Below are 18324 nucleotides of genomic sequence, written 5' to 3' on the forward strand. Positions count from 1 at the left end.
ACTGGCACGCCTCGGATCTGCTCGGCGTGCTGCGACAGCTGGGAATCTTCCCTCCGCCCGCCCCGACGCGGTGACGTCCCGCACGGTCGGCGGGCGAAGGGGACTCGCGGCGACCGGCGACTATGCCGCGCCATGCTTCCCGGGATCCGGGCCGGATGGTGCGCCGGCGTGCTCACCCTGGCCGGTGCGGCCGCGGCCGTGCTGCTGGGGAGCGTCTCGCCGGCGGCGTCCCAGACGCCTACGATGCTCCCCCCGGCGATCGTACCTCCCGCTTCCAGAGTTGAGAGCACGTTTGTCCCTGACGCCGAAGCGCAGTTGCTCGCGATGCTGAACCGGACACGAGAGGAGCACCATCTCGTACTAGCCGCAGGTGATGCCATCAGAGGTGGGTAAGCATACGTATAGCGCCGGCACGGCCGTGTCATCCGCTGCGGCCTTGGTGCGGAGGAGGTCAAGACGGATGCATCCTCATCGAACGCTCGCGTGGGCGACATGTCTGTTCGTGCTCGGCGGGCTCGTCCTTCCGGCGGTATCCCAGGCCAAGACCGCGGGGGAGATCGACGCGGGCGCCAATGCCACACTGGCTCGATTCGACAAGGACGTCAAGGGAGGCGCCCGGTTCCTCGCCAGGTCCAAAGGTGTCCTGGTCTTCCCGGGTGTCGTGAAGGCCGCGCTCGTGTTCGGCGGGCAGTACGGCGAGGGCGCGCTGCGTGTGGGGGGCGGCACCCGCGGCTACTACAGTATTACGGGCGGGTCGTGGGGCGCGTCGATCGGCATTCAAAAAAAGGATCTCCTCCTCGTCTTTCGCGATGCCGATGCCCTCCGAAGCTTTGAAAACGCCTCGGGCTGGCAGGTCGGCGTGAACGGCGCCGTCACCCTGATCAACGTCGGGGTGGGCGCGGACGTCAGCACGATGCAGATCAATCAGCCGATCGTCGCCTTCGTCATCGGGCAAAAGGGCTTGATGTTCGACGTGTCGCTACAGGGCGCCAAGATCAGCCGGATCAAGCGGTAGGCTCGAGCACACCCGCCAGATCGGACGCGAACGCGAAACTGCCCGGCTGATACGGGCAGAGCGGATCGTCCCCGGTAGGGTCGTTCGTCGACGCGTACGCGCGGGAGCGCGAGCCCCCGCAGACGTCGCGGAACTCGCACCGGCCGCACCGCCCATGCCACGCCGCCGGATCGCGGAGGGCACGCAGGAGCGGACTGTCGCGATAGATCTCCGCAAGCGGGCGCCGGCGAATGTTGCCCGCCGCCAGCGGCATGAAGCCGCTTGGATGGACCGTGCCGGTGTGGGACACGAAGACGAACCCACGGCCGGCGTTCACGTCCATCGGGCTGCGCCGCCGTCCGGTGCCGGCGGGCCACGGTCCCAGCATCGATCGCAGGGCGTAATAGACTGGGCCGAACGGCAGCACGGAGTCGGGCGCGATTCCCCGGCGCTCCAGAATGAGACGCTGGAGGACGATCCGCTTGAAGTGATGGCCCTCGGTCGTCTTGACCGGCAGCGCCGCGCCGACGTCGTAGAGAAAGTGCAGCACGTCCTCGCCTTCCGCCGGCGTGATCTGCGGAAGCGCCGCGCCCCGTCCTACGGGCACGAGGAAGAACGCGCTCCACACCATCACGCCGCGTTCTCGGACCAGCCGCGCGATGCCGGGCAGCGCCATCACGTTGGCGCCGGTCACCGTGGTGTTGATCTGCACCTTGAGCCCGACCGTCTGCGCAGTGTCCCACGCGTCGAGCGTGCGGTCAAAGACACCCGCGACGCCGCGAAACGCGTCGTGGGTCGCGCGGGTGTCGCCGTCGAGGCTCAGGGACAAGGCGACCGCCCCCGCCGCCCGCACGTCGGCGATCACCCGGCTCGTCAACAAGGGCGTCGCCGAGGGTGAGAACCCCACCGGCAGGCGGCGCGCCGCCGCGTACTCGACCAGGTGCGGCAGGTCCGGCCGCTTGACCGGGTCGCCCCCCGTCAGCACGAACAGCGGGGGCGGCGAGCCAAACGCGGCGACTTGATCGATGAGCCGCCGCCCCTCCTCGGTGGTCAGTTCGCCGGGATGGGCGTACGGCGCGGCCTCGGCCCGGCAGTGGAGGCAGGCGAGATCGCACGCCCGGGTGACCTCCCAGATTACGATGAAAGGGCGCCGATCGACGTCGATCGCGGGGTGCCGCACGGGATGTGGCATTTGCGCCTACCGTAGCACCGGTGCCGTCCGGATGCATCGGACGGCTACCTGATTCTCGTTCGCCTCTCGACCCGATCCCGGGCGGTCCCCTGCCCGGGATCGACTAGCCGTTCGTGTGCGCCGGCCCGAGCACCCCGGCCACCGCGGTGTGCTGCGGGTCATCCTGGGTCCTTGCCGCCGCCGCGAGGACGGCGTCCTCGATCTTGCGATAACCGGTGCAGCGGCAGAGGTTGCCCGAGATCGCCGCGCGGATGTCCTCGCGCGTCGGCGCCGGGTTGCCGTCCAATAGCGCCTTTGCCGAGAGCAGCCAGCCCGGCGTGCAGAAGCCGCACTGCACCGCGCCGTAGGCAACCGCGGCTTCCTGCAGCGGATGGAGCGTGCCGTCGCGTGCCAGACCCTCGACGGTCGTGACGTGCTTGTCGTCGCACCGGACCGCCAACGTCAGGCAGCTGAGGGCCGGTTCTCCGTCGATGAGCACGGTGCAGCACCCGCAGGCGCCGCCCTCACAGCCTTTCTTCGTGCCGGTCAGCGCCAGCCGGTCCCTCAGCACGTCCAGGAGCGTCCAATGCGGCCGCACGATCACGTCGTACGCTTCCTCATTGACGGTTAGGGCGATTGTGATCTCCATGCCGCACCTCGTCAGTGTGCCGCGGCGTCGCGCGCCTGCCGCAGCGCCGACTCCGCGTAGACGTTCACCATGTCCCGGCGATACCGGACCGGGATGCCGCAGACGTTGTTGACCGCATGGGCCCGCTTGCGGGCCACGGCGGCCAGTTCCCGGATCGACTCGTCGGTGAGCAGTTTCCCCTGGAGCCGGCCCGCTTCGTCGACCATCACCGGAGCCCGGTCGACGCCTGTCAGGGCGAGCGCAGCCTCCCGGCAAATCGCGCCGCCGGTCTCCAGGGTCACGTGTGCCGCCACCCCGAGCAGCGGATAATCGAGCGTCTCCCGCTGCCGCAACTTGAGGTACGCGCCGCCGGAGCGAGGCGCGGTGTTCGGGATCCGGATCTCGGTGATGATCTGTCCGGGATGGAGCGTGTGGGGGCGCTGCCCGTCCCCGGAAAAGAGAGCACGCAGCGGTAGGGTCTTCTCCCCGTCGGGATCCGCGATCACCAGAGTCGCGCGGAGCACCAGCAACGCGGGCGCGAGGTCACCCGCGTAAGTGGCCCAGCACCGTGCGCTGCCGGCGACCACGTGGCAGACGTCGCCGTCGAGCTTCAGGCACGGCTCCAGTGATTGCCGCGCGCCGGTCGCCCGGTGGAGGTACATGCAGCAGGTGTTCTGGCACAAATTGCCCCCGAGCGTGGCCATCGCCTGCAGCTGGACGCTGCCGGCGGCGCGGGCGGCCTGCGCCAGTACCGCGAATTTCTCTCTGACCAGCGGATGAGCGGCGAGATGGCGGAGGGACACCAACGCCCCGATCCGCAGCCCCCGATCAACGGCGTAACTGATCCGGTCGAGCGGGAGCGCGCCGAGATCCACGAGCAGGGCGGCGTGGTCTTGCCGGTTCCGGAGCGCCGTGAGGAGCTCGGTCCCGCCGGCGATGGCGCGCGCCCCGCCGTCACCCGCCGCGAGCGCCCGGCACGCATCCCGCACCGATCGGGGCGCCGTGTACTCGAACTTAGGGAGCTTCATGGCGGCCCTCCTCGCCCACCCTTCTCAAGGCCGCCAGGATCTTGTCCGGTGTGATGGGCAGGTCCTTGATCCGCACGCCGACCGCGTCGAAGATCGCATTGGCGATGGCCGGCGGAACAGGAACGTTGGTGGTCTCTCCCAGTCCCTTGGCGCCGTACGGGCCCCAGGGATGCGGATGCTCAACAAGAATCGGGACCACCTCGGGGACGTCCGGCGCCGAGAGGTGCTTGTAGGCGAGGAACGACGGATTCATGACCTCGCCGTCCTGAAAGATCACCTCCTCCGCCAGGGCAAAGCCGAGCCCCATCGCGGCCCCTCCCTGGATCTGCCCTTCGCAGTTCATCGGGTGGATGGCCTTGCCGGTGTCGTACGCGCCCCAGATCTTCAGGACGGTGACTTCGCCCGTCGTCGTGTTCACGTCCACCTCGGCGCCGTTCGCGCCGAGGAGCCAGTAGACCATGTACCGGGAGTAGTATTCCGCCGACGGTTTGGGCATCGAGGGGAAATAGTAGCCTCGTCCGAGTACGGTCCCGCTGGGTCCGTAGTGCCGGCTCAGCACCTGGGCGATGGGCAGGACGCTTCCAGAATCCCGCGTCACGAAGACGTTCCCGTTCTTGATCCCGAGGTCGCCCGGGCCCGCGCCGAAGAGCGGCGCCGCCAGCGCGAGGAGCTGCGTCCTGGCGTCCGCGGCGGCCATCTTGACCGCGTTGCCCATGTGAAAGGTGGACCGGCTGGACGTCGTCGAGGCGTCGAACGGCGTAAACGCCGTGTCCGGCGCGTCCTTTTTCACACTCTCCAACGGCACGCCGAGCTCCTCGGCGGCGATCTGCCGCAAGACCGTCTCCGAGCCCTGGCCCACCTCCGTCGTGCTGCTGATGACGTCGACGGTTCCGTCTTCGTTGACCTGGACGTAGGCCGCCGACCCGAATGGCGTCTTGACGGCCCGCTCCATGCACGCGATGCCCCGGCCCCGATTCCCGCCGAGCGGCCTCCCCCACTCCATGCGCCCGGCAACGGCGCGCAGACATTCCGTGAGGCCCTGAGAGACGTTCTCCTGGCCGGTGATGTGCTCGTCGCCCTCTTCGTAGACCTGCTTCAGTCTGATCTCCAGCGGGTCCAGCCCCAACTTGCCCGCGATGATGTCCATCTGCGACTCATAGGCCCACGCGGCCTGCGGCCCGCCATACCCGCGCATCGCGCCCGCCACGGTCTTGTTGGTGTAGACACAATACGCGTCGACCTTGACGTGGGGGATCTTGTAGGGGCCGGCGGCCGAGACGCCGGCGAAGGCGGCCACCGTCGGCCCCTTCTCGGCGTAGGCGCCGGTATCGAGGTACAGTTCCACCTGACGCGCGACAATCGTGCCGTCTTTCTTCACCCCGGTTCGCATCCGGGTCATGGAGGGATGCCGCCCGAGCGCGCAGCAGAATTCCTCTTCCCGCGTGTACACGATCCGAATCGGCCGGTTCCGGAGCTTCCACGCGAGCGCGATGGCCGGGGCCTCCGCCTTGAGCCCGCCCTTGCCGCCAAAGTTGCCGCCGATGGCGGGGGCCGTGATCACCCGGACGTCTTTGAGCGGAACGTTGAGGGCGTGGGCGATCTCCTTGCGGCAGCGGTAGGGCGAGTCGTTATGGAGCCACAGGGTCACGGCGTTGTCGTTGCTGATCCGGCAAATGGCAATGTGCGGCTCGATGCTGCAGTGCTGTTGCATGGGCGTCGTGAAAGTATCCTCGAAAATCTCGTCCGCTTCCGCCATCCCCTGCTCCACGTTGCCCCGGAAGAGCTGGAAATGGTTGCAGATGTTGCTCCCCTTGATCGGCGTGATCCCACGTTCGCGGCGGTACGTGTCCAGCGCCTCGTGCACCAGGACCGCGTCCGGCTTGACGGCCTCGCTGAGATCGAGGACCGCCGGCAGGGGATCGTAGTCGACCGCGATCAGCGCCAGCGCTTCCTCCGCGGTCTCCTCATCGACGGCGGCGACCGCCGCGACCGCCTCTCCCTGGTATCGAACCTTCTCCCTGGCCAGGAACGGCTCGTCCCAGATGGATTCCCCGTGGACGAACGGGAAGTCCGCGCCGGTGATCACGGTGCGGACGCCGGGCAGCTTCTTGGCCCTGGAGGTGTCGATATTGAGGAGGCGGGCGTGCGAGTGCCGGCTGCGGAGCACCTTTCCGTAGAGCATACCGGTGAACCGGAGATCTTCGAGATAGAGGGCGGCTCCCGTCACCTTGTCTCTCACATCCGTGCGCGGGTACGATTTCCCGACGACCGCGTAGGTATCGATCCCTTCGACCGGGGATGTCACGGGCGCTCCCCTCCCTCCACCGCCGCACAAAGCCCCTCGGCGAGCCCGTGCGCACCGGCCCCGAGCGCGGCGTCCATGTCCGCAAAGCACTGCCCCGTCCCGGCCTCGTCGTCGTCGCCCATGACGGCGTCGCCGAGACGGAAAAGCACCTGGGACTCTTTCTCGATGTGGGTCCGCAGCAGATCGACGTAGTCGCGGCAGGCCCCGAGCACATCGTCGAGAGCCGCGCGGCCGTCTTCGTGACGGACCAGCGTGTCCTCGATGACTCCCACAAGCCGGCGCCCCTCCTCATGCTCCCGCAGCATGACCTGGATCGGCCCGCCCTCGGCGGGGACGCCGCGCTTCACGAGGCACGGAAAGAAACACCGCTCTTCCTTCCCATGGTGGCATTGGTCGACGAACGACCGGCTGAACGTCACCAGCTGCTTGAGGAACGTGACGGGTACGACACGTGTGCGCTCCGCGTCGGCCACGACGCGGTCCAGCGCCGCGAGCACCTCCTCGATGACCCGGTGCTCCGCCGCCAGTTGCTGTGTCGCGCGCACGACCGCCGCTCCCCCGCCCATCAGATCATGGTCAGGCCGCCGCCGACGCTGAGGGTCTGGCCGGTGATGAACGACGCGCCGTCCGATGCGAGGAAGACGACGGCGTCCGCCACCTCCTCCGGCCGGGCCAAGCGGCCGAGCGGCGTTGCCTTGACGATCGAGGAGATGATCTTCTCGTTGCCCGCGGCGATCATGCCCTGCAGCAGGGGGGTGTCGGTGAGGCCGGGGGCGACGACGTTGACGCGGATTCCGTCGCGGGCCGCCTCGCGCGCGATCGCCTTGGTGAACGCGATGATGGCGCCCTTGGTGCCGGAATAGACCGCTTCCCCGGATGAGCCCGCGCGCCCCGCTTCGGACGCGACGTTCACGATCACCCCGCTCCGTCGCGCGATCATGTGGGGCAACACAGCATGGCACGTCGCGAGGATACCCCGGTAGTTGATGGCGATCACCCGGTCCCAGAAATCCTCGGTCGTATCCACGAACCGTGCGATTCGGTCCCATCCGGCCGCGTTGACCAGTACGTCGATGCGGCCCCACGCGGCCACCACCTGATCGACCCCGGCCACGACGCTCCGGCGGTCGGTCACGTCTATCGCCACCGGCATGCCCCCGGGGGTCGCGGCGGCAACCTCCTCGGCCCCCGGGCCGTTGATGTCGGCGACGGCGACACGATCGCCCGCCGCGGCAAACGCCGCGCAGATCGCCTTGCCGATGCCGCTTGCTCCGCCGGTGACCAGGATCGTGCGATTGTCAGTGGCCATGGGCGTGCCCCATCGCCGCTACAACTGCTGCCCGCAATGGCCGCAAAACGCCATACCCTCCGGCAGGCCCCGCGCCCCGCACGCCGGACACGCGCGCACCGGAGGTCCCCACACCGACTCCGACGATCCGCCGTCGCGGGCGCGGGCGCGCAGCGCCCGGTAGTCGACGGGCCGCTTGTCGACGAACGCCGTCATGCCCTCCCACGGCTCGCGAGAAGCGAAATGCAGGCTCAACCACTCCCGGGCGTGGCCGGCCGTCATGTGCCAGGCGAGGTCCTTCCAGAAGTTCACCTGCTGCTTGGTGTACCTGAGACACTCCGGGAACTTGTCGATGAGGTTCTGACAGAGGGTGTCGACCGCGGCGTCGAGTTCGCCCCGCGGCACCACGCGGTTTACGAGCCCCCAGTCCAGCGCCTGCTGCGCCGTGATGGGCTCACACGTGAGGAGCATTTCGCGGGCCCGCCGGTCCCCGATCATAATGGGCAGCCACTGCGTCGCGCCGCCCGCTGCCACGCTGCCGACCTTCGTCCCCACCTGGCGGATCGTGACGTCGTCCGCGGCCACGGCGAGGTCGCAGTCCATGTTCCATTCGTTCCCGCCGCCGGCCACGATCCCGTTGAGCCGCGCGATCGCGGGCTTGCCGATGTTCCGCAGCGCGTCGTGTGCCTCGATGAAGAGCGTCATGTACTTCCAGTAGTCGCGCGGCCGCCGGGTGTACTCGCCGGCATACTCCGCGACATCCCCGCCGGTGCAGAACGCCCGGTCGCCCGCCCCGGTGAGGACCAGCACGGCGACGCCGTCGTCGTAGGCGGCGTCGCGAAACGCATCGCGCATCTCGGCGAGGGTGTGCGCGCGGTAGGCGTTGTAGACCTTCGGCCGGTTGATCGTGACCCGCGCCACCCAGTCGCGCTTTTCGTAGAGAATGTCCTGAAAATGAAACTCCTCGGCCGGTCGCGCGTGCAGCGGCGCTGGAGCCACCTCAGACATGATGCTCATCGTCGATCCCCCTTCCTCCACGCTCTCCGCCCCTCAGGCGGTTCGTTGCTGGGCCAATTTGCGGCTCCGCTCGCGGCCCAGCAGCGCGGCTCCCATGGCGCCCGCGTACACGCCCAGGTCGTCGGAGGCGACGTGGAATGTGACGCCGAGCGCGTCCTCGATCGCCCGGCGGAGCAGGGGCACCCGGGTGAGGCCGCCCGTGAGCGCGTACTCCGGCTCCGGCCGGACCCGCTTGAACACCTGGCCCGCGCGTTCCGCGAGCGCCATCACGGCGCCCGCGCACACATCTTCCGCGCTGCGCCCGGCGGTCAGGTGGTTGATGACTTCGGACTCGGCGAAGACGGCGCACACGCTGGAAATCGTCACGGGCGCCGTCGCGGCCCCGGCGAGCGGCGCGATGTCCGAAGCGCCGTACCCGAGATAGCGCATCGTTTTCTCTAAGAACGCGCCGCTGCCGGCCGCGCATTTGTCGTTCAGGCGAAACGCCTTGACCCGTCCGCGCTCCCCGAGGCGGATCGCCTTCACCGTCTGGCCGCCGATGTCGAGCACAGTGCGGACGGACGGAAGGAGCCGGGAGACCGCGTGCGCGTGGCACGTCAGCTCGGTGATGGCGAGATCCCGAAACGGCACCATGTACCGGCCGTAGCCCGTGGCGGCCACGTACCCGACCTCGTCCCGGGAGATCCCCGCCGATTCGAGCGCCGCCGCGAGACCTCGCTCGGCGGCCCGCGCGAAGTCATAGCCGCTCGGGATCGCCGTGAGGCCGGCGAGCCGGCCGTCGTCGTCCCCTGTGGGGAACAGGCCGGCGAGCACCACCTTGGTGTACGCCGAGCCGACGTCGATGCCGGCGGTGAGGGTCATGACGGCCCGCCTCCCCCGGCGCCGGTCGCGTCGGCCGTCCCGCCCCGCGCAGCCGGGGCCGTCCCGCCCCGCGAAGACGGGGTCGCCCGCACGGGCTCGGCAGAACGCGTCGGCGAGACAGGCTGAGCGAATTCGGCAGATGCGGCTTCCGCGCCCACCAGCATCCGGTCGAGAGCGTACAGCGCCGCCCCGATGGCGCCGCAGTAGTGCGACTCCTCGCTCACGTTCAGGGGCACGCCCGTCAGATCCGCGAGCAGCTTCACCATCGCGACGTTCCGGGCCACCCCGCCCGTGAACGTGAGCTCGGGCTCGATCCCCACGCGCCGCAGCAGCGATAGACTGCGGGAGGCGATCGCCGTGTGCACGCCCATCAGGACGTCCTCGGTCTTGCGGCCCCGGGCGAGCCATCCCAAGATCTCCGATTCCGCGAAGACGGTGCACGTCGTGGTCATCGTCACCGCGTTTCTGGCGCGCAGCGCGAGCGGACCGAGCTCGCCGAGCGGGATCTCGAGCGCCTGCGAGGCCGCGCCCAGAAACCGCCCGGTCCCGGCCGAGCACTTGTCGTTCATGCTGAAGTCCAGCACCTGTCCGGTCTCGCTCACACGGATCGCCTTGGTGTCCTGCCCGCCGATGTCGAGGACGCTGCGGGTCCCCGGGAACAGGTAGACCGCGCCGCGCGCGTGACAGGAGATCTCCGTGACCTGGGCGTGTCCGAACTCCACCCGGAAGCGCCCGTACCCGGTACCGATGACGCACGCCACGTCCGCTTCGGCGGCCCCGGCCGCCGCGAGCGCCTGGCGGAACGCGGTCCCGGCCGCGTCGGTCAACCGGACGCCGGTGTCGACGATCGCGCGGCCGAGAAGGCGCGTGTCGTCCATGACCACGGCCTTGGTTTGGGTGGATCCCACGTCCACGCCGCCGACCAGCATCCCCCTCACCTCGCCGCCGCGGTGCCGCCCCGCGCAGCCGGGGCCGTGCCGCCCCGCGCAGCCGGGGTCGCCCGGCGGCCCGCGAGCGACTCGATGAACGCGTCGATCCGGTTCTTGAGCTGCGCGTCCGACCACATTCGCGGGTCCACGAGATCCGATTGGATGAACAGCCCCGGGATGTCGAAGTGGGTACGCAGCCACTCGCGGACGTCCGGCAGGCCGGTGGAGGTGGTGCGGCACGACTTCACGCCGTGGAAACAGATCCCGTCGACGGACCACTCCCGGACCGTCTGCGCGAGCCAGTCCTGCGCGTAGAACATCGGCGTGCTGAATCCCCGCCAGGCGGAGAGGAGCAGCGTCTCGGCCAGGCTCTCGAGCGGGCGGGTCACGTCATAGGCGAAGCCCGAGGCGAAGCCGCCGCCGGCGAACATCATGTACGTGCTGTGCACGAAGACGCCGCCCCACTCCTCGAACATCTCGGCGAAGCGCTTCAGGGCAGCGTAGCAGGTGGTGCCGGTCAGGAGCAGCCGGTACTTCTCGTTGAGTGTGCCCATCCCCAGATGGATGCGGTCGCGCAGTTCGTCCGCGGCGAGCTCGAAGAACCGGGACCCCTCGGGCGCGCCCCGGTAGAGGTTGGAGATCCCCTGGAACACGATGCCCTCGCGGATCGCGCTGAACGGCGCGGGCCGGTGCTGGTTGACCGTCAGCACGGTCTGGTAGGCGGCGGCCATGCGGTTCACCTCGGCCATCACCTCGCGCAGGCGGTCGATGTCGAAGCGCCGGCCGGTCAGGCGCTCGCAAAGCCCGATCAGGTCCCGCAACTGCCCCTCCACATAGCGGCGGTCGTTCCGGAACGCCTCGCCGTCGACACGCGGCTCGGCGGCGCCCCCTTCGGGGAATGCGCGGGCGTCGCCGCCGCGCCAGGCCGGGAGGTCGAGGACGAACACCGGGCAGTGGTACATCTGCTCCCAGATCTCGGCCCACTTGATGTAGGTGTTGCACATGTTCGTCGCGATCGCGAGCGCGGGCTTGGGGACGGTGCCGTTGGGATGCCGCCGGTCCTTGAGCTGCAGGCCCACGTCCGCCTTCACGTAGCCGCAGATGTCGGGGGAGTAGCCGTACCCCTCGGCGCTCTGCAAGTACGCGAGGGACTGACCGCGCACCGCGGTCTGCAGGGACGTGATCTCGGGACAGTTGATGGGCAGATCGAAGACTCTCAGGATTTCGTCGAGAGATCCCATCACGAAGACGTAGGCGGTCGGCGTTTGCGCGTCCGCGGCGGCCGTCATCTCCTGCCACCACTGGTCCATCAGGCGGCGGCCCTCGTTCCGGATGAAGCCGATCCTCGTCGGTGTCTCGGCCATCGTGGGGCCTCCCGTCAACACGCGTCGGTCGGCGTCCGTGCTCATGCGAAGTCGAGCAGCAGGGATTCGGCGAACGTCTCGACTTCCATCCGCATCTGCTCGAAGACCGTCATCTTCTCTTCGAACTCCATCACGAGGTGCGGGATCCCCGCCCCCTCGAGCGCGCGGATGTGGTTGACCTGTTCCTCCAAGCCCGGCTCGCACATCTTGGGCGCGGCGACGATCGCGGCCTCGGCGTCGGCCTCCCGGATGCGCCGGAGCAGCATCTCCGACTTGGGTTTGCGCGGATCGTGCTGCACGGGGCTGTAGCTCGACCCGTCGAGATACGCGCGCGCCAGGTTCGCGAGCGGCTCCCCGTCGGTGGGGACATCCCCGGTCAGCCAGCGCAGCCCGATCAGCAGATCGTCGTCGACGATGTAACAGGCGTCCTGGATCACCGCGAGCAAGTCGGCGGGGGGCTGCTCGCAGTAGCCGCCCTCGAAGACGACGCGAATCTTGTCCTGCCGCTTGCCCTGCCGCTGCGGCAGCAGGTCGAGCACCCGGCGGAGCAGCACATTGTGCTCGTCCCGGGGCATGAGCCCGCCGGCGCGCACGAGCGTGTACGCTTCCACGGCGGACAGCAGCCACGGTGTCTCCCGCTTGACGCGGTAGATTTCGCGGAGGAGGCGCCGGTTCTCGTTGAACAGCGTGATGCTCAGGCGCAGCGCGTCCTCCGTGATCGGCCGCCCGACGGCCTCTTCGATGACGCCGGCAATGCGCCGGTACTCGTCCCGAAGGTAGAGCGCGGCGTGCGGCGACGTGACGTTCTGCGGCAGGTAGAGCATCTGGCAGTTGAGCCGTGGCAGGTTGCGCACCCAGACCCCGCAGGCATTCCGCGCCGCGTCACAGATCGGTGGGGTCACGAACACGGACAGAAAGTCCAACCGGCCTGTGAGGGCCAGTTCGAGCGAACTGCGGATGATGGAGCACACGAATGCCGCGATCCGGGCGTCGGCTTTGCGGATCTGTACCGCGCTGCCGGCGCCGAGGATCTTGATCGGCAGCATGCCGGCGGCGTGGGCGATCTCCTCGGGGAAGTACACCTGGAAGTGACCCAGGACTTTGCCCTGCGGGTTGGCCTCCAACCAGCGGTGGACCGCGGGAAACCCCGGGTCCTCTACGAGGGTCCGGCAGTCCTCGAGGATGGAGTCCAGGGTGTGCCCCGAGGCCATGGAATCCGCCTCCCGACCGAGCGCTCGTTCGAATGCCTTGGTCCAACGGTATCGCGGTGGGGCCGCTGGGACAATGACGCGGCCGGCTTATTTCTCTGGGGCAGATGCCCTAGATGATTCCGCTGCGGAACGCAAGCGCGACGGCTTCGAGGCGGCTGTGCACGGCGAGCTTTGTGAGGATGCTCTGCGTGTGGTTTCGGACGGTGGCGGTGCTGATGAAGAGACGCCGCGCCATGGCTTGGGTCCCCTCTCCGCGCGCCATAAGGCACAGTATCTCCCGTTCGCGCGCAGTCAGCTGATCGGAGACGTCCGCCCTGTCCTCGCCGCCGGCGACGGCCTCCAGGGGGCGTCCTCCGCGGACGGCCGTCACGTCCCGAAAGAGGTGGACGATGATGTTGCCGGCTGCACCCGGCACGAGCACCGTGCTGACGTTGAGCCGCCGCTCCGACCCGTCCCGGGCCTGGGTCGTGATGTCGTAGGCGTGCGCCATCTCGTCACGCCGCGCCATGGTCAGCACGCTGCAGTGAGGATGGCAGAACAGATTCCCGACGGCGTCGCGTCCGCGCACCACGTCGTGACACGCCCGGCCGAGCACCTCGGCGGCCGTATATCCCAAAATAGACTCGGCGGCGCAGTTCCAGAGGATCACGCGGCATGTCGGGTCCACCGCCACCACGCCGTCGGTAGTGCGCGTGAACAAATCGAGAAGGTCGGTGGAGTCCGCCGCCGCGGCGGGCGCTCGACGGGCCTCATTCTGCCCGGCTTCTCGGGCTGTCTTGCCGCGTCGATCCAATCGCGCCATGTTGCGGCGGGCGTTCGGTAGTCCGCGCGGAGAATCCTCTCCGATTTCAGCAGGGGCGGATCGTCACTATGAAGATATGGACGCGAGCCGGCGACTTCCAGACCGTCGGTGACCGCCAGCACGGCGGCGGGACCCCGGGGCGCGGAGCGTTCGGTACCGATCACGGTCGCAAGACCTACCTGCTTGCCCCCGGCAAGCCAGCCCCTCAATGCGGTCCAGGACGTCCTTCATCTCCGTGTGCCGGCATATTCGCCGAGGACCGCGCGGCGGATCAGCGCGTGTCCCTCCATCAGGCGCCGGGCGGTGCGGAAGTAACCCGCCTCACGGACCGTCCACGGCGGACCGTCCGACACCCAGGCCCGCGCCGGCATGACCCCTCCGGGATGGCCGATGCGGATCTCTCGATTGTGCTGAGGCCGGCCCGACGCCGCGGCGGTGACGGTTCCTGCGATCCGCGCCGCGACGGCGGCGCACGTGGCCGCGGTGCCGGGAAACGTCTTGTGTAACATCGGCGGGCGGCCGCCGGCCAGGCGCGCCAGCAGATCCATGTCATCCGGACGCACGCGCCGGCCGGTAAGCGTTTGATAGGCGATAGGCGGCGCGACGGCCACGGGCAGCGGCACGAGTCCGTCGGGGGAAAGGTCCAGGTGCGCCGCGGCGGCGTCTTTGACCGCGATCAGGGCCCGAAGGTGCGCGGCGGTGAAGTCACCGGGGCCTTCGGCACCGGTCATGCCCACGTCGGCCGCCGAAACAAACACGCACAGGTTGGCGACGTCGACGATGCTCGCCTCCACCGAACGGCCGAGGGCCGGCACGGTCAGGCGGTCAAGGGGCCGCCCCGTGGGCAGCAGGCGTCCCGTGACTGCGCCGACGGTGCCGGTGAAGTCGAGGACGATCTCCGCACCGCTTCCCGGAACACCGTCGATCACGGTGTCCCCCTCCACAACCGGAGAACCGTCACGGACCGGCACGTGCGCGACGAAAATCTTTGCGGTGTTCGTGTTGTGGACCCGCACGGACGTCACGGGCTCCGACGCCCGGACGAAGCCTTCTTCGACGGCGTAGACCCCGACGGCCGCGGAGAGATTTCCGCAGTTGATGTCATAGTCGACGACCGGCTCGCGGATGCTGACCTGGCCGAACGTGTAGTCCACGTCGGCGTCGGAGCGCGTGGGCGCGCCGATGATCGCGACCTTGCTGGTCAGGATGTCCGCACCGCCGAGCCCGTCGATCTGGCGGGGATCGGGACTGCCGAAGAGCGCGAGGATGACCCGGTCGCGGGTGGCCCGATCGGCGGGCAGGTCGGCCGCGCGGAGAAACACCCCTTTGCTGGTGCCGCCCCGCATCAACACGCACCGGATGGCGACCTGTTCCCGCACGGTCCGTCCCCCCTCTACGTCGTCACGATCTGCACGGTGCACGCCGCGCCTTCGATGCCCGCCGCCTTGCCGCCGCGGCAGTGGGCCAGGCCCACTCGGGCGCCCTGGACCTGCCGGGTCCCCGCCTCGCCGCGCAGCTGCCGGACGATCTCGACGACCTGCGCGACGCCGGTCGCGCCGAGCGGATGCCCTTTGCCGAGCAGACCGCCGCTGGGATTGATCGGCCGGCGGCCGCCGATGTCGGCCTCGCCGCGCTCGAGCGCCGCGGGGTACGTCCCCGGCGCGTAGAGGCCCAGTCCCTCCACCCGCAGGATCTCGGCGATGGAGAAGCAATCGTGGACCTCCGCGAGGTCGATCTCCTCGGGTCCCAGACCGGCCCGCTCGTACGCGTCCCAGGCCGTGTGCCGGGTCAGGGGCTCAAACGCCATCGACCGCGGCTCGGCCTCGACGACGCCGGTCCGCAACGCCGACGCCGCGAGGCGCATGGCCCGGCCCGGGCCGGATTGGCGCGCGACGCGATCGCTGCACAACACCGCGGCGGCGGCCCCGTCGCTCACCGGCGAGCAGTCTTGGAGCGAGAGCGGGTCCGCGATCGGCCGCGACTCCAGCACCTCGTCGAGCGTGACCGGCGTCCGGATCTGGGCCAGCGGGTTTTGACTGGCGTTCCGCTTGTTCTTCACCGAGACCATCGCGATCTGCCGGCGGGTCGTGCCGAACTCCGCCATGTGCCGCCGCGCGCGCATCGCGTAGATCGCGGGCATGGTCAGGCCGACCGCGCCCTCGATGTCGTCTTCGTCGGGAGTGAGCGCGCCGCGAAACCTGGCCGTGAGATGCTCGACACCGAAGGCGAGCACGATGTCATGCGCGCCGGCGAGGATGGCCAGCATCGCCTCGCGGATGGCGACCGCGCCGCTGCTGCACGCGTCCTCCACGTTCACCAGCGGGATACCGGCGAGCCCGGTGTTGGCGAGGACGCGCTGGCCGGTCACCATCCCCTGGAAGACGTGGCCGCAGTACGCCGCCTCGACGCGGCCCGGGTCCAGGCCGGAGTCCGCGATCGCCTCGAGCACCGCGTCCGCGCCCAATTCCGCCGCGGTCCGGTCCGGATGCTTTCCGAACTTCGTCATCCCGACGCCGACGATCCACACGTCAGCCATCGCGCGTCTCCGATTTCTCGGGTTGCGCCGGGTGGAACCGGTAGCCCAGCACCGGCCGGCCTTCCGCATTCACGCCGACCGGTTCAACCCGCAGCTCCACCGGCATGCCGATGCGCACGTCGCCGGGAGCGGTCACCAGCTGCGCCAGTAGACGGACGCCCTCCGGAAGATCGGCGTAGGCCAGCACGTACGGCGTCGCGAACGCGGGCGTGGACTGGTACACCGTCGTGTACGTGTAGAGTATTCCGCGCGTGCTCAACGGCACGGTCGACGTCGCCGAGGACCGGCACCGCGCGCATATCCGGCGCCGGGGAAAGAAACGGGCTCCGCAGGCCTCGCAGCGCGTGCCCACGAGGCGGAGCCGTCCACCGGCGTCACCCTCAAACAGTCCGGGACGAAGCGGCACTGCCGGTCCGGCTTCGTGTACGGCCACATGGTCGGCCATGGCTCCCACCTCCTCGCGTCCCTCCGCCGGCACCCGATCGGCCAGACCCGACCGGAGGGCGGCTGCAGCGCCCGGCGCACGAGCGCTGCGAACAACCGCGTCATGTCGTCTTAGTAGGCTCCTACACTGCGCCCACCGCACACGTACAGGAGCTGTCCGGTCACGTACGACGCCTCGTCGCCCGCGAAGAACCCCACCGCGTTGGCGATGTCGGCGGGGGTGCCGATGCGGCCGACGGGCACGGTCTTGAGCAGACGCTCCTGGATGTCGTCTTTGAGCCCGCGGAACAACGGCGTGTCGACCAGCGCGGGGGCGATGGCGTTGACCGTGATCCCGAACTTGCCGAGCTCCAAGGCGAGCGTGCGCGTCAGGCTGACCACGGCGCCCTTGCTGGCCGCGTAGTTGACCTGGCCGGGGTTCCCGAGCCACGCCCGCGACGCGATGTTCACGATGCGACCGCGGCGCTGCTCCATCATGAAGGGCACGGCCTCGTGGCAAAGCAGGTAACACGACTTGAGGTTCACGCGGAGCACCTCGTCCCAATCTTCCTCGGACATCTTGGTCAGGTAGCGGTCCCGGGCGATTCCGGCGTTGTTGACGACGATATCGACGCTTCCGAAAGCCTCGCGCGTGCGCCGCACCACCTCCGTCGCGCCGCCCGCGCGGCTGATGTCCGCGGCCACCCCAACGACGTGCGCCCCCGCGTCTTCGAGGCCGGCGACGACGCGCTCCACCCGGTCCGCGATCACGTCGTTCACGACCACCTTGGCGCCGCCGGCGGCCAGGTGGCGCGCGATCCCCTCGCCGATGCCCTGACCGGCTCCGGTGACGATTGCCGCCCGTCCCTGAACACCCATCGTTGCTCCCTCCCTATCCGGACGCGTCGATCAGTATCGCCTTGGCTCCAGTGCCGTAGGCATCAACTGCGGGATCTGCGCGCTACCGCCCGGCGAAATGAGGCTCGCGTTTTTCCACGAACGCCTGAATGCCCTCACGGCGGTCGCGGCTGGCACGCAGCACCGCGTGGGCGGTGCGCTCGAACGCGAGTCCGGCCTCGAGACTCACATCCGGACACAGGTGCACCGCGGTCTTGATGGCGCGGATCGACAGCGGGGCGCGCGAGGCGATCGTGCGGGCCAGCGCCCGGGCGCCCTCCAGCAGGCCTTCGCGCGGCGCGAGCCGGTTGACGAGACCGAGGCGATACGCCTCGGCGGCGTCGATGTGTTCGCCGGTGAACATCAACTCCTTGGCCCGCGCGGGACCGATCGTCCGGGTCAGCCGCTGCGTGCCGCCCGCGCCGGGCATGCTGCCGACCTTGGCCTCCGGGAACCCGAAGCGCGCGCTGTCCGCCGCCACGCGGAGATCGCACGCCAGCGCGAGCTCCAGTCCGCCCCCGAGCACATAGCCATGGACGGCGGCGATCACCGGCAGCGGGAGCGTTTCGATCTGGCCGAAGACACGGCGCACGCGCTCGGCGAGCGGATCGGGGCCGGCGCCATCGTCCTCGTATTCCCGCGACCGCGCTTTCAGGTCGGCGCCGACGCAAAACGCCTTCTCGCCCGCGGCGGCCAGGATCAGCACGCGGACCTCCCCGCGCGCCTCCACTTCTGCGAATACCTCACCCATCCGGTCCAGCATCCCGACCGTCAGGGCGTTCAGCGCTTCGGGCCGGTTGAGAGTGAGCACGCCGATCGCGTGCTCGCGATCGAACAGCACAACCTCGCTCATGCGTATCACCTCCTCCG

General features: G+C 69.4%; 20 protein-coding genes. 2 read left to right on the forward strand and 18 right to left on the reverse strand.

Going from position 1 to position 18324, the window contains the following annotated elements; genetic code table 11:
* The first annotated feature begins 132 nt into the window (after positions 1 to 132).
* Positions 133 to 393, forward strand: a complete 261-nt coding sequence (locus VGZ23_06655; protein ID HEV2357275.1) for a hypothetical protein — start codon at positions 133 to 135, stop codon at positions 391 to 393.
* Positions 394 to 460: 67 nt separating this feature from the next.
* Entirely contained in the window at positions 461 to 1015 is a 555-nt protein-coding gene (locus VGZ23_06660; GenBank protein HEV2357276.1) for a YSC84-related protein, read from the forward strand.
* Here VGZ23_06660 and VGZ23_06665 read toward each other — a convergent pair.
* From VGZ23_06665 to VGZ23_06750, 18 genes are all read right to left on the reverse strand, one after another.
* On the reverse strand, positions 1005 to 2186 hold the full coding sequence (locus VGZ23_06665; GenBank protein HEV2357277.1) for a TIGR04053 family radical SAM/SPASM domain-containing protein: 1182 nt from the start codon (positions 2184 to 2186) through the stop codon (positions 1005 to 1007). The two genes, VGZ23_06660 and VGZ23_06665, sit on opposite strands and share 11 nt — an antisense overlap.
* Before the next feature lie 103 nt (positions 2187 to 2289).
* Positions 2290 to 2814 carry a (2Fe-2S)-binding protein gene (locus VGZ23_06670; protein ID HEV2357278.1) on the reverse strand — a complete coding sequence of 175 codons (525 nt, stop codon included), beginning with the start codon at positions 2812 to 2814 and terminating at the stop codon, positions 2290 to 2292.
* Positions 2815 to 2825: 11 nt separating this feature from the next.
* Positions 2826 to 3821, reverse strand: a complete 996-nt coding sequence (locus VGZ23_06675) for an FAD binding domain-containing protein (GenBank protein HEV2357279.1) — start codon at positions 3819 to 3821, stop codon at positions 2826 to 2828.
* Positions 3808 to 6126: a xanthine dehydrogenase family protein molybdopterin-binding subunit gene (locus tag VGZ23_06680; protein ID HEV2357280.1), complete on the reverse strand. Its 2319-nt coding sequence runs from the start codon at positions 6124 to 6126 to the stop codon at positions 3808 to 3810. The genes VGZ23_06675 and VGZ23_06680 overlap by 14 nt, the downstream gene beginning before the upstream one ends.
* Positions 6123 to 6671, reverse strand: coding sequence for a hemerythrin domain-containing protein (locus VGZ23_06685; protein HEV2357281.1), 549 nt, complete (start codon positions 6669 to 6671; stop codon positions 6123 to 6125). Before VGZ23_06685 ends, VGZ23_06680 begins: the two co-directional genes overlap by 4 nt.
* A gap of 20 nt (positions 6672 to 6691) precedes the next feature.
* The gene (locus VGZ23_06690; GenBank protein ID HEV2357282.1) at positions 6692 to 7435 is read right to left on the reverse strand and encodes an SDR family NAD(P)-dependent oxidoreductase; all 744 of its coding nucleotides are present in this window, start codon (positions 7433 to 7435) and stop codon (positions 6692 to 6694) included.
* Between the two features lie 18 nt (positions 7436 to 7453).
* Positions 7454 to 8431, reverse strand: coding sequence for an enoyl-CoA hydratase-related protein (locus VGZ23_06695; GenBank protein HEV2357283.1), 978 nt, complete (start codon positions 8429 to 8431; stop codon positions 7454 to 7456).
* A gap of 33 nt (positions 8432 to 8464) precedes the next feature.
* Positions 8465 to 9292, reverse strand: coding sequence for an acyl-CoA dehydratase activase (locus VGZ23_06700; GenBank protein HEV2357284.1), 828 nt, complete (start codon positions 9290 to 9292; stop codon positions 8465 to 8467).
* Positions 9289 to 10221: an acyl-CoA dehydratase activase gene (locus tag VGZ23_06705; GenBank protein ID HEV2357285.1), complete on the reverse strand. Its 933-nt coding sequence runs from the start codon at positions 10219 to 10221 to the stop codon at positions 9289 to 9291. The genes VGZ23_06700 and VGZ23_06705 overlap by 4 nt, the downstream gene beginning before the upstream one ends.
* Positions 10222 to 10226: 5 nt before the next feature.
* Positions 10227 to 11585 carry a 2-hydroxyacyl-CoA dehydratase family protein gene (locus VGZ23_06710; protein ID HEV2357286.1) on the reverse strand — a complete coding sequence of 453 codons (1359 nt, stop codon included), beginning with the start codon at positions 11583 to 11585 and terminating at the stop codon, positions 10227 to 10229.
* Between the two features lie 41 nt (positions 11586 to 11626).
* On the reverse strand, positions 11627 to 12796 hold the full coding sequence (locus tag VGZ23_06715) for a 2-hydroxyacyl-CoA dehydratase family protein (protein ID HEV2357287.1): 1170 nt from the start codon (positions 12794 to 12796) through the stop codon (positions 11627 to 11629).
* A gap of 109 nt (positions 12797 to 12905) precedes the next feature.
* Positions 12906 to 13496 carry a LuxR C-terminal-related transcriptional regulator gene (locus VGZ23_06720; GenBank protein ID HEV2357288.1) on the reverse strand — a complete coding sequence of 197 codons (591 nt, stop codon included), beginning with the start codon at positions 13494 to 13496 and terminating at the stop codon, positions 12906 to 12908.
* A complete protein-coding gene (locus VGZ23_06725) occupies positions 13442 to 13807 on the reverse strand; it encodes an XdhC family protein (protein ID HEV2357289.1) in 366 nt (121 codons plus the stop codon). The genes VGZ23_06720 and VGZ23_06725 overlap by 55 nt, the downstream gene beginning before the upstream one ends.
* Before the next feature lie 18 nt (positions 13808 to 13825).
* A complete protein-coding gene (locus tag VGZ23_06730; protein HEV2357290.1) occupies positions 13826 to 14977 on the reverse strand; it encodes a PrpF domain-containing protein in 1152 nt (383 codons plus the stop codon).
* A 14-nt stretch (positions 14978 to 14991) separates the two neighbouring features.
* Positions 14992 to 16134 (reverse strand): thiolase family protein, encoded by a 1143-nt coding sequence (locus tag VGZ23_06735; protein HEV2357291.1) that lies wholly within the window; start codon positions 16132 to 16134, stop codon positions 14992 to 14994.
* Positions 16127 to 16579, reverse strand: coding sequence for a Zn-ribbon domain-containing OB-fold protein (locus tag VGZ23_06740; protein ID HEV2357292.1), 453 nt, complete (start codon positions 16577 to 16579; stop codon positions 16127 to 16129). The genes VGZ23_06735 and VGZ23_06740 overlap by 8 nt, the downstream gene beginning before the upstream one ends.
* 110 nt (positions 16580 to 16689) lie before the next feature.
* Entirely contained in the window at positions 16690 to 17436 is a 747-nt protein-coding gene (locus tag VGZ23_06745; GenBank protein ID HEV2357293.1) for an SDR family NAD(P)-dependent oxidoreductase, read from the reverse strand.
* 82 nt (positions 17437 to 17518) lie between these two features.
* Positions 17519 to 18307, reverse strand: a complete 789-nt coding sequence (locus tag VGZ23_06750) for an enoyl-CoA hydratase-related protein (protein HEV2357294.1) — start codon at positions 18305 to 18307, stop codon at positions 17519 to 17521.
* Between the last annotated feature and the right edge of the window lie 17 nt (positions 18308 to 18324).

Source organism: bacterium (assembly GCA_035945995.1).
Lineage (GTDB): Bacteria > Sysuimicrobiota > Sysuimicrobiia > Sysuimicrobiales > Segetimicrobiaceae > DASSJF01.

Bases quoted from the DNA above. Each gene is read 5' to 3' on its own strand.
- VGZ23_06655 (HEV2357275.1), top strand. From the start codon at position 133: ATGCTTCCCGGGATCCGGGCCGGATGGTGCGCCGGCGTGCTCACCCTG.
- VGZ23_06660 (HEV2357276.1), top strand. From the start codon at position 461: ATGCATCCTCATCGAACGCTCGCGTGGGCGACATGTCTGTTCGTGCTC.
- VGZ23_06665 (HEV2357277.1), bottom strand. From the start codon at position 2,186: ATGCCACATCCCGTGCGGCACCCCGCGATCGACGTCGATCGGCGCCCT.
- VGZ23_06670 (HEV2357278.1), bottom strand. From the start codon at position 2,814: ATGGAGATCACAATCGCCCTAACCGTCAATGAGGAAGCGTACGACGTG.
- VGZ23_06675 (HEV2357279.1), bottom strand. From the start codon at position 3,821: ATGAAGCTCCCTAAGTTCGAGTACACGGCGCCCCGATCGGTGCGGGAT.
- VGZ23_06690 (HEV2357282.1), bottom strand. From the start codon at position 7,435: ATGGCCACTGACAATCGCACGATCCTGGTCACCGGCGGAGCAAGCGGC.
- VGZ23_06695 (HEV2357283.1), bottom strand. From the start codon at position 8,431: ATGAGCATCATGTCTGAGGTGGCTCCAGCGCCGCTGCACGCGCGACCG.
- VGZ23_06700 (HEV2357284.1), bottom strand. From the start codon at position 9,292: ATGACCCTCACCGCCGGCATCGACGTCGGCTCGGCGTACACCAAGGTG.
- VGZ23_06705 (HEV2357285.1), bottom strand. From the start codon at position 10,221: ATGCTGGTCGGCGGCGTGGACGTGGGATCCACCCAAACCAAGGCCGTG.
- VGZ23_06710 (HEV2357286.1), bottom strand. From the start codon at position 11,585: ATGGCCGAGACACCGACGAGGATCGGCTTCATCCGGAACGAGGGCCGC.
- VGZ23_06715 (HEV2357287.1), bottom strand. From the start codon at position 12,796: ATGGCCTCGGGGCACACCCTGGACTCCATCCTCGAGGACTGCCGGACC.
- VGZ23_06735 (HEV2357291.1), bottom strand. From the start codon at position 16,134: ATGGCTGACGTGTGGATCGTCGGCGTCGGGATGACGAAGTTCGGAAAG.
- VGZ23_06740 (HEV2357292.1), bottom strand. From the start codon at position 16,579: ATGGCCGACCATGTGGCCGTACACGAAGCCGGACCGGCAGTGCCGCTT.
- VGZ23_06745 (HEV2357293.1), bottom strand. From the start codon at position 17,436: ATGGGTGTTCAGGGACGGGCGGCAATCGTCACCGGAGCCGGTCAGGGC.
- VGZ23_06750 (HEV2357294.1), bottom strand. From the start codon at position 18,307: ATGAGCGAGGTTGTGCTGTTCGATCGCGAGCACGCGATCGGCGTGCTC.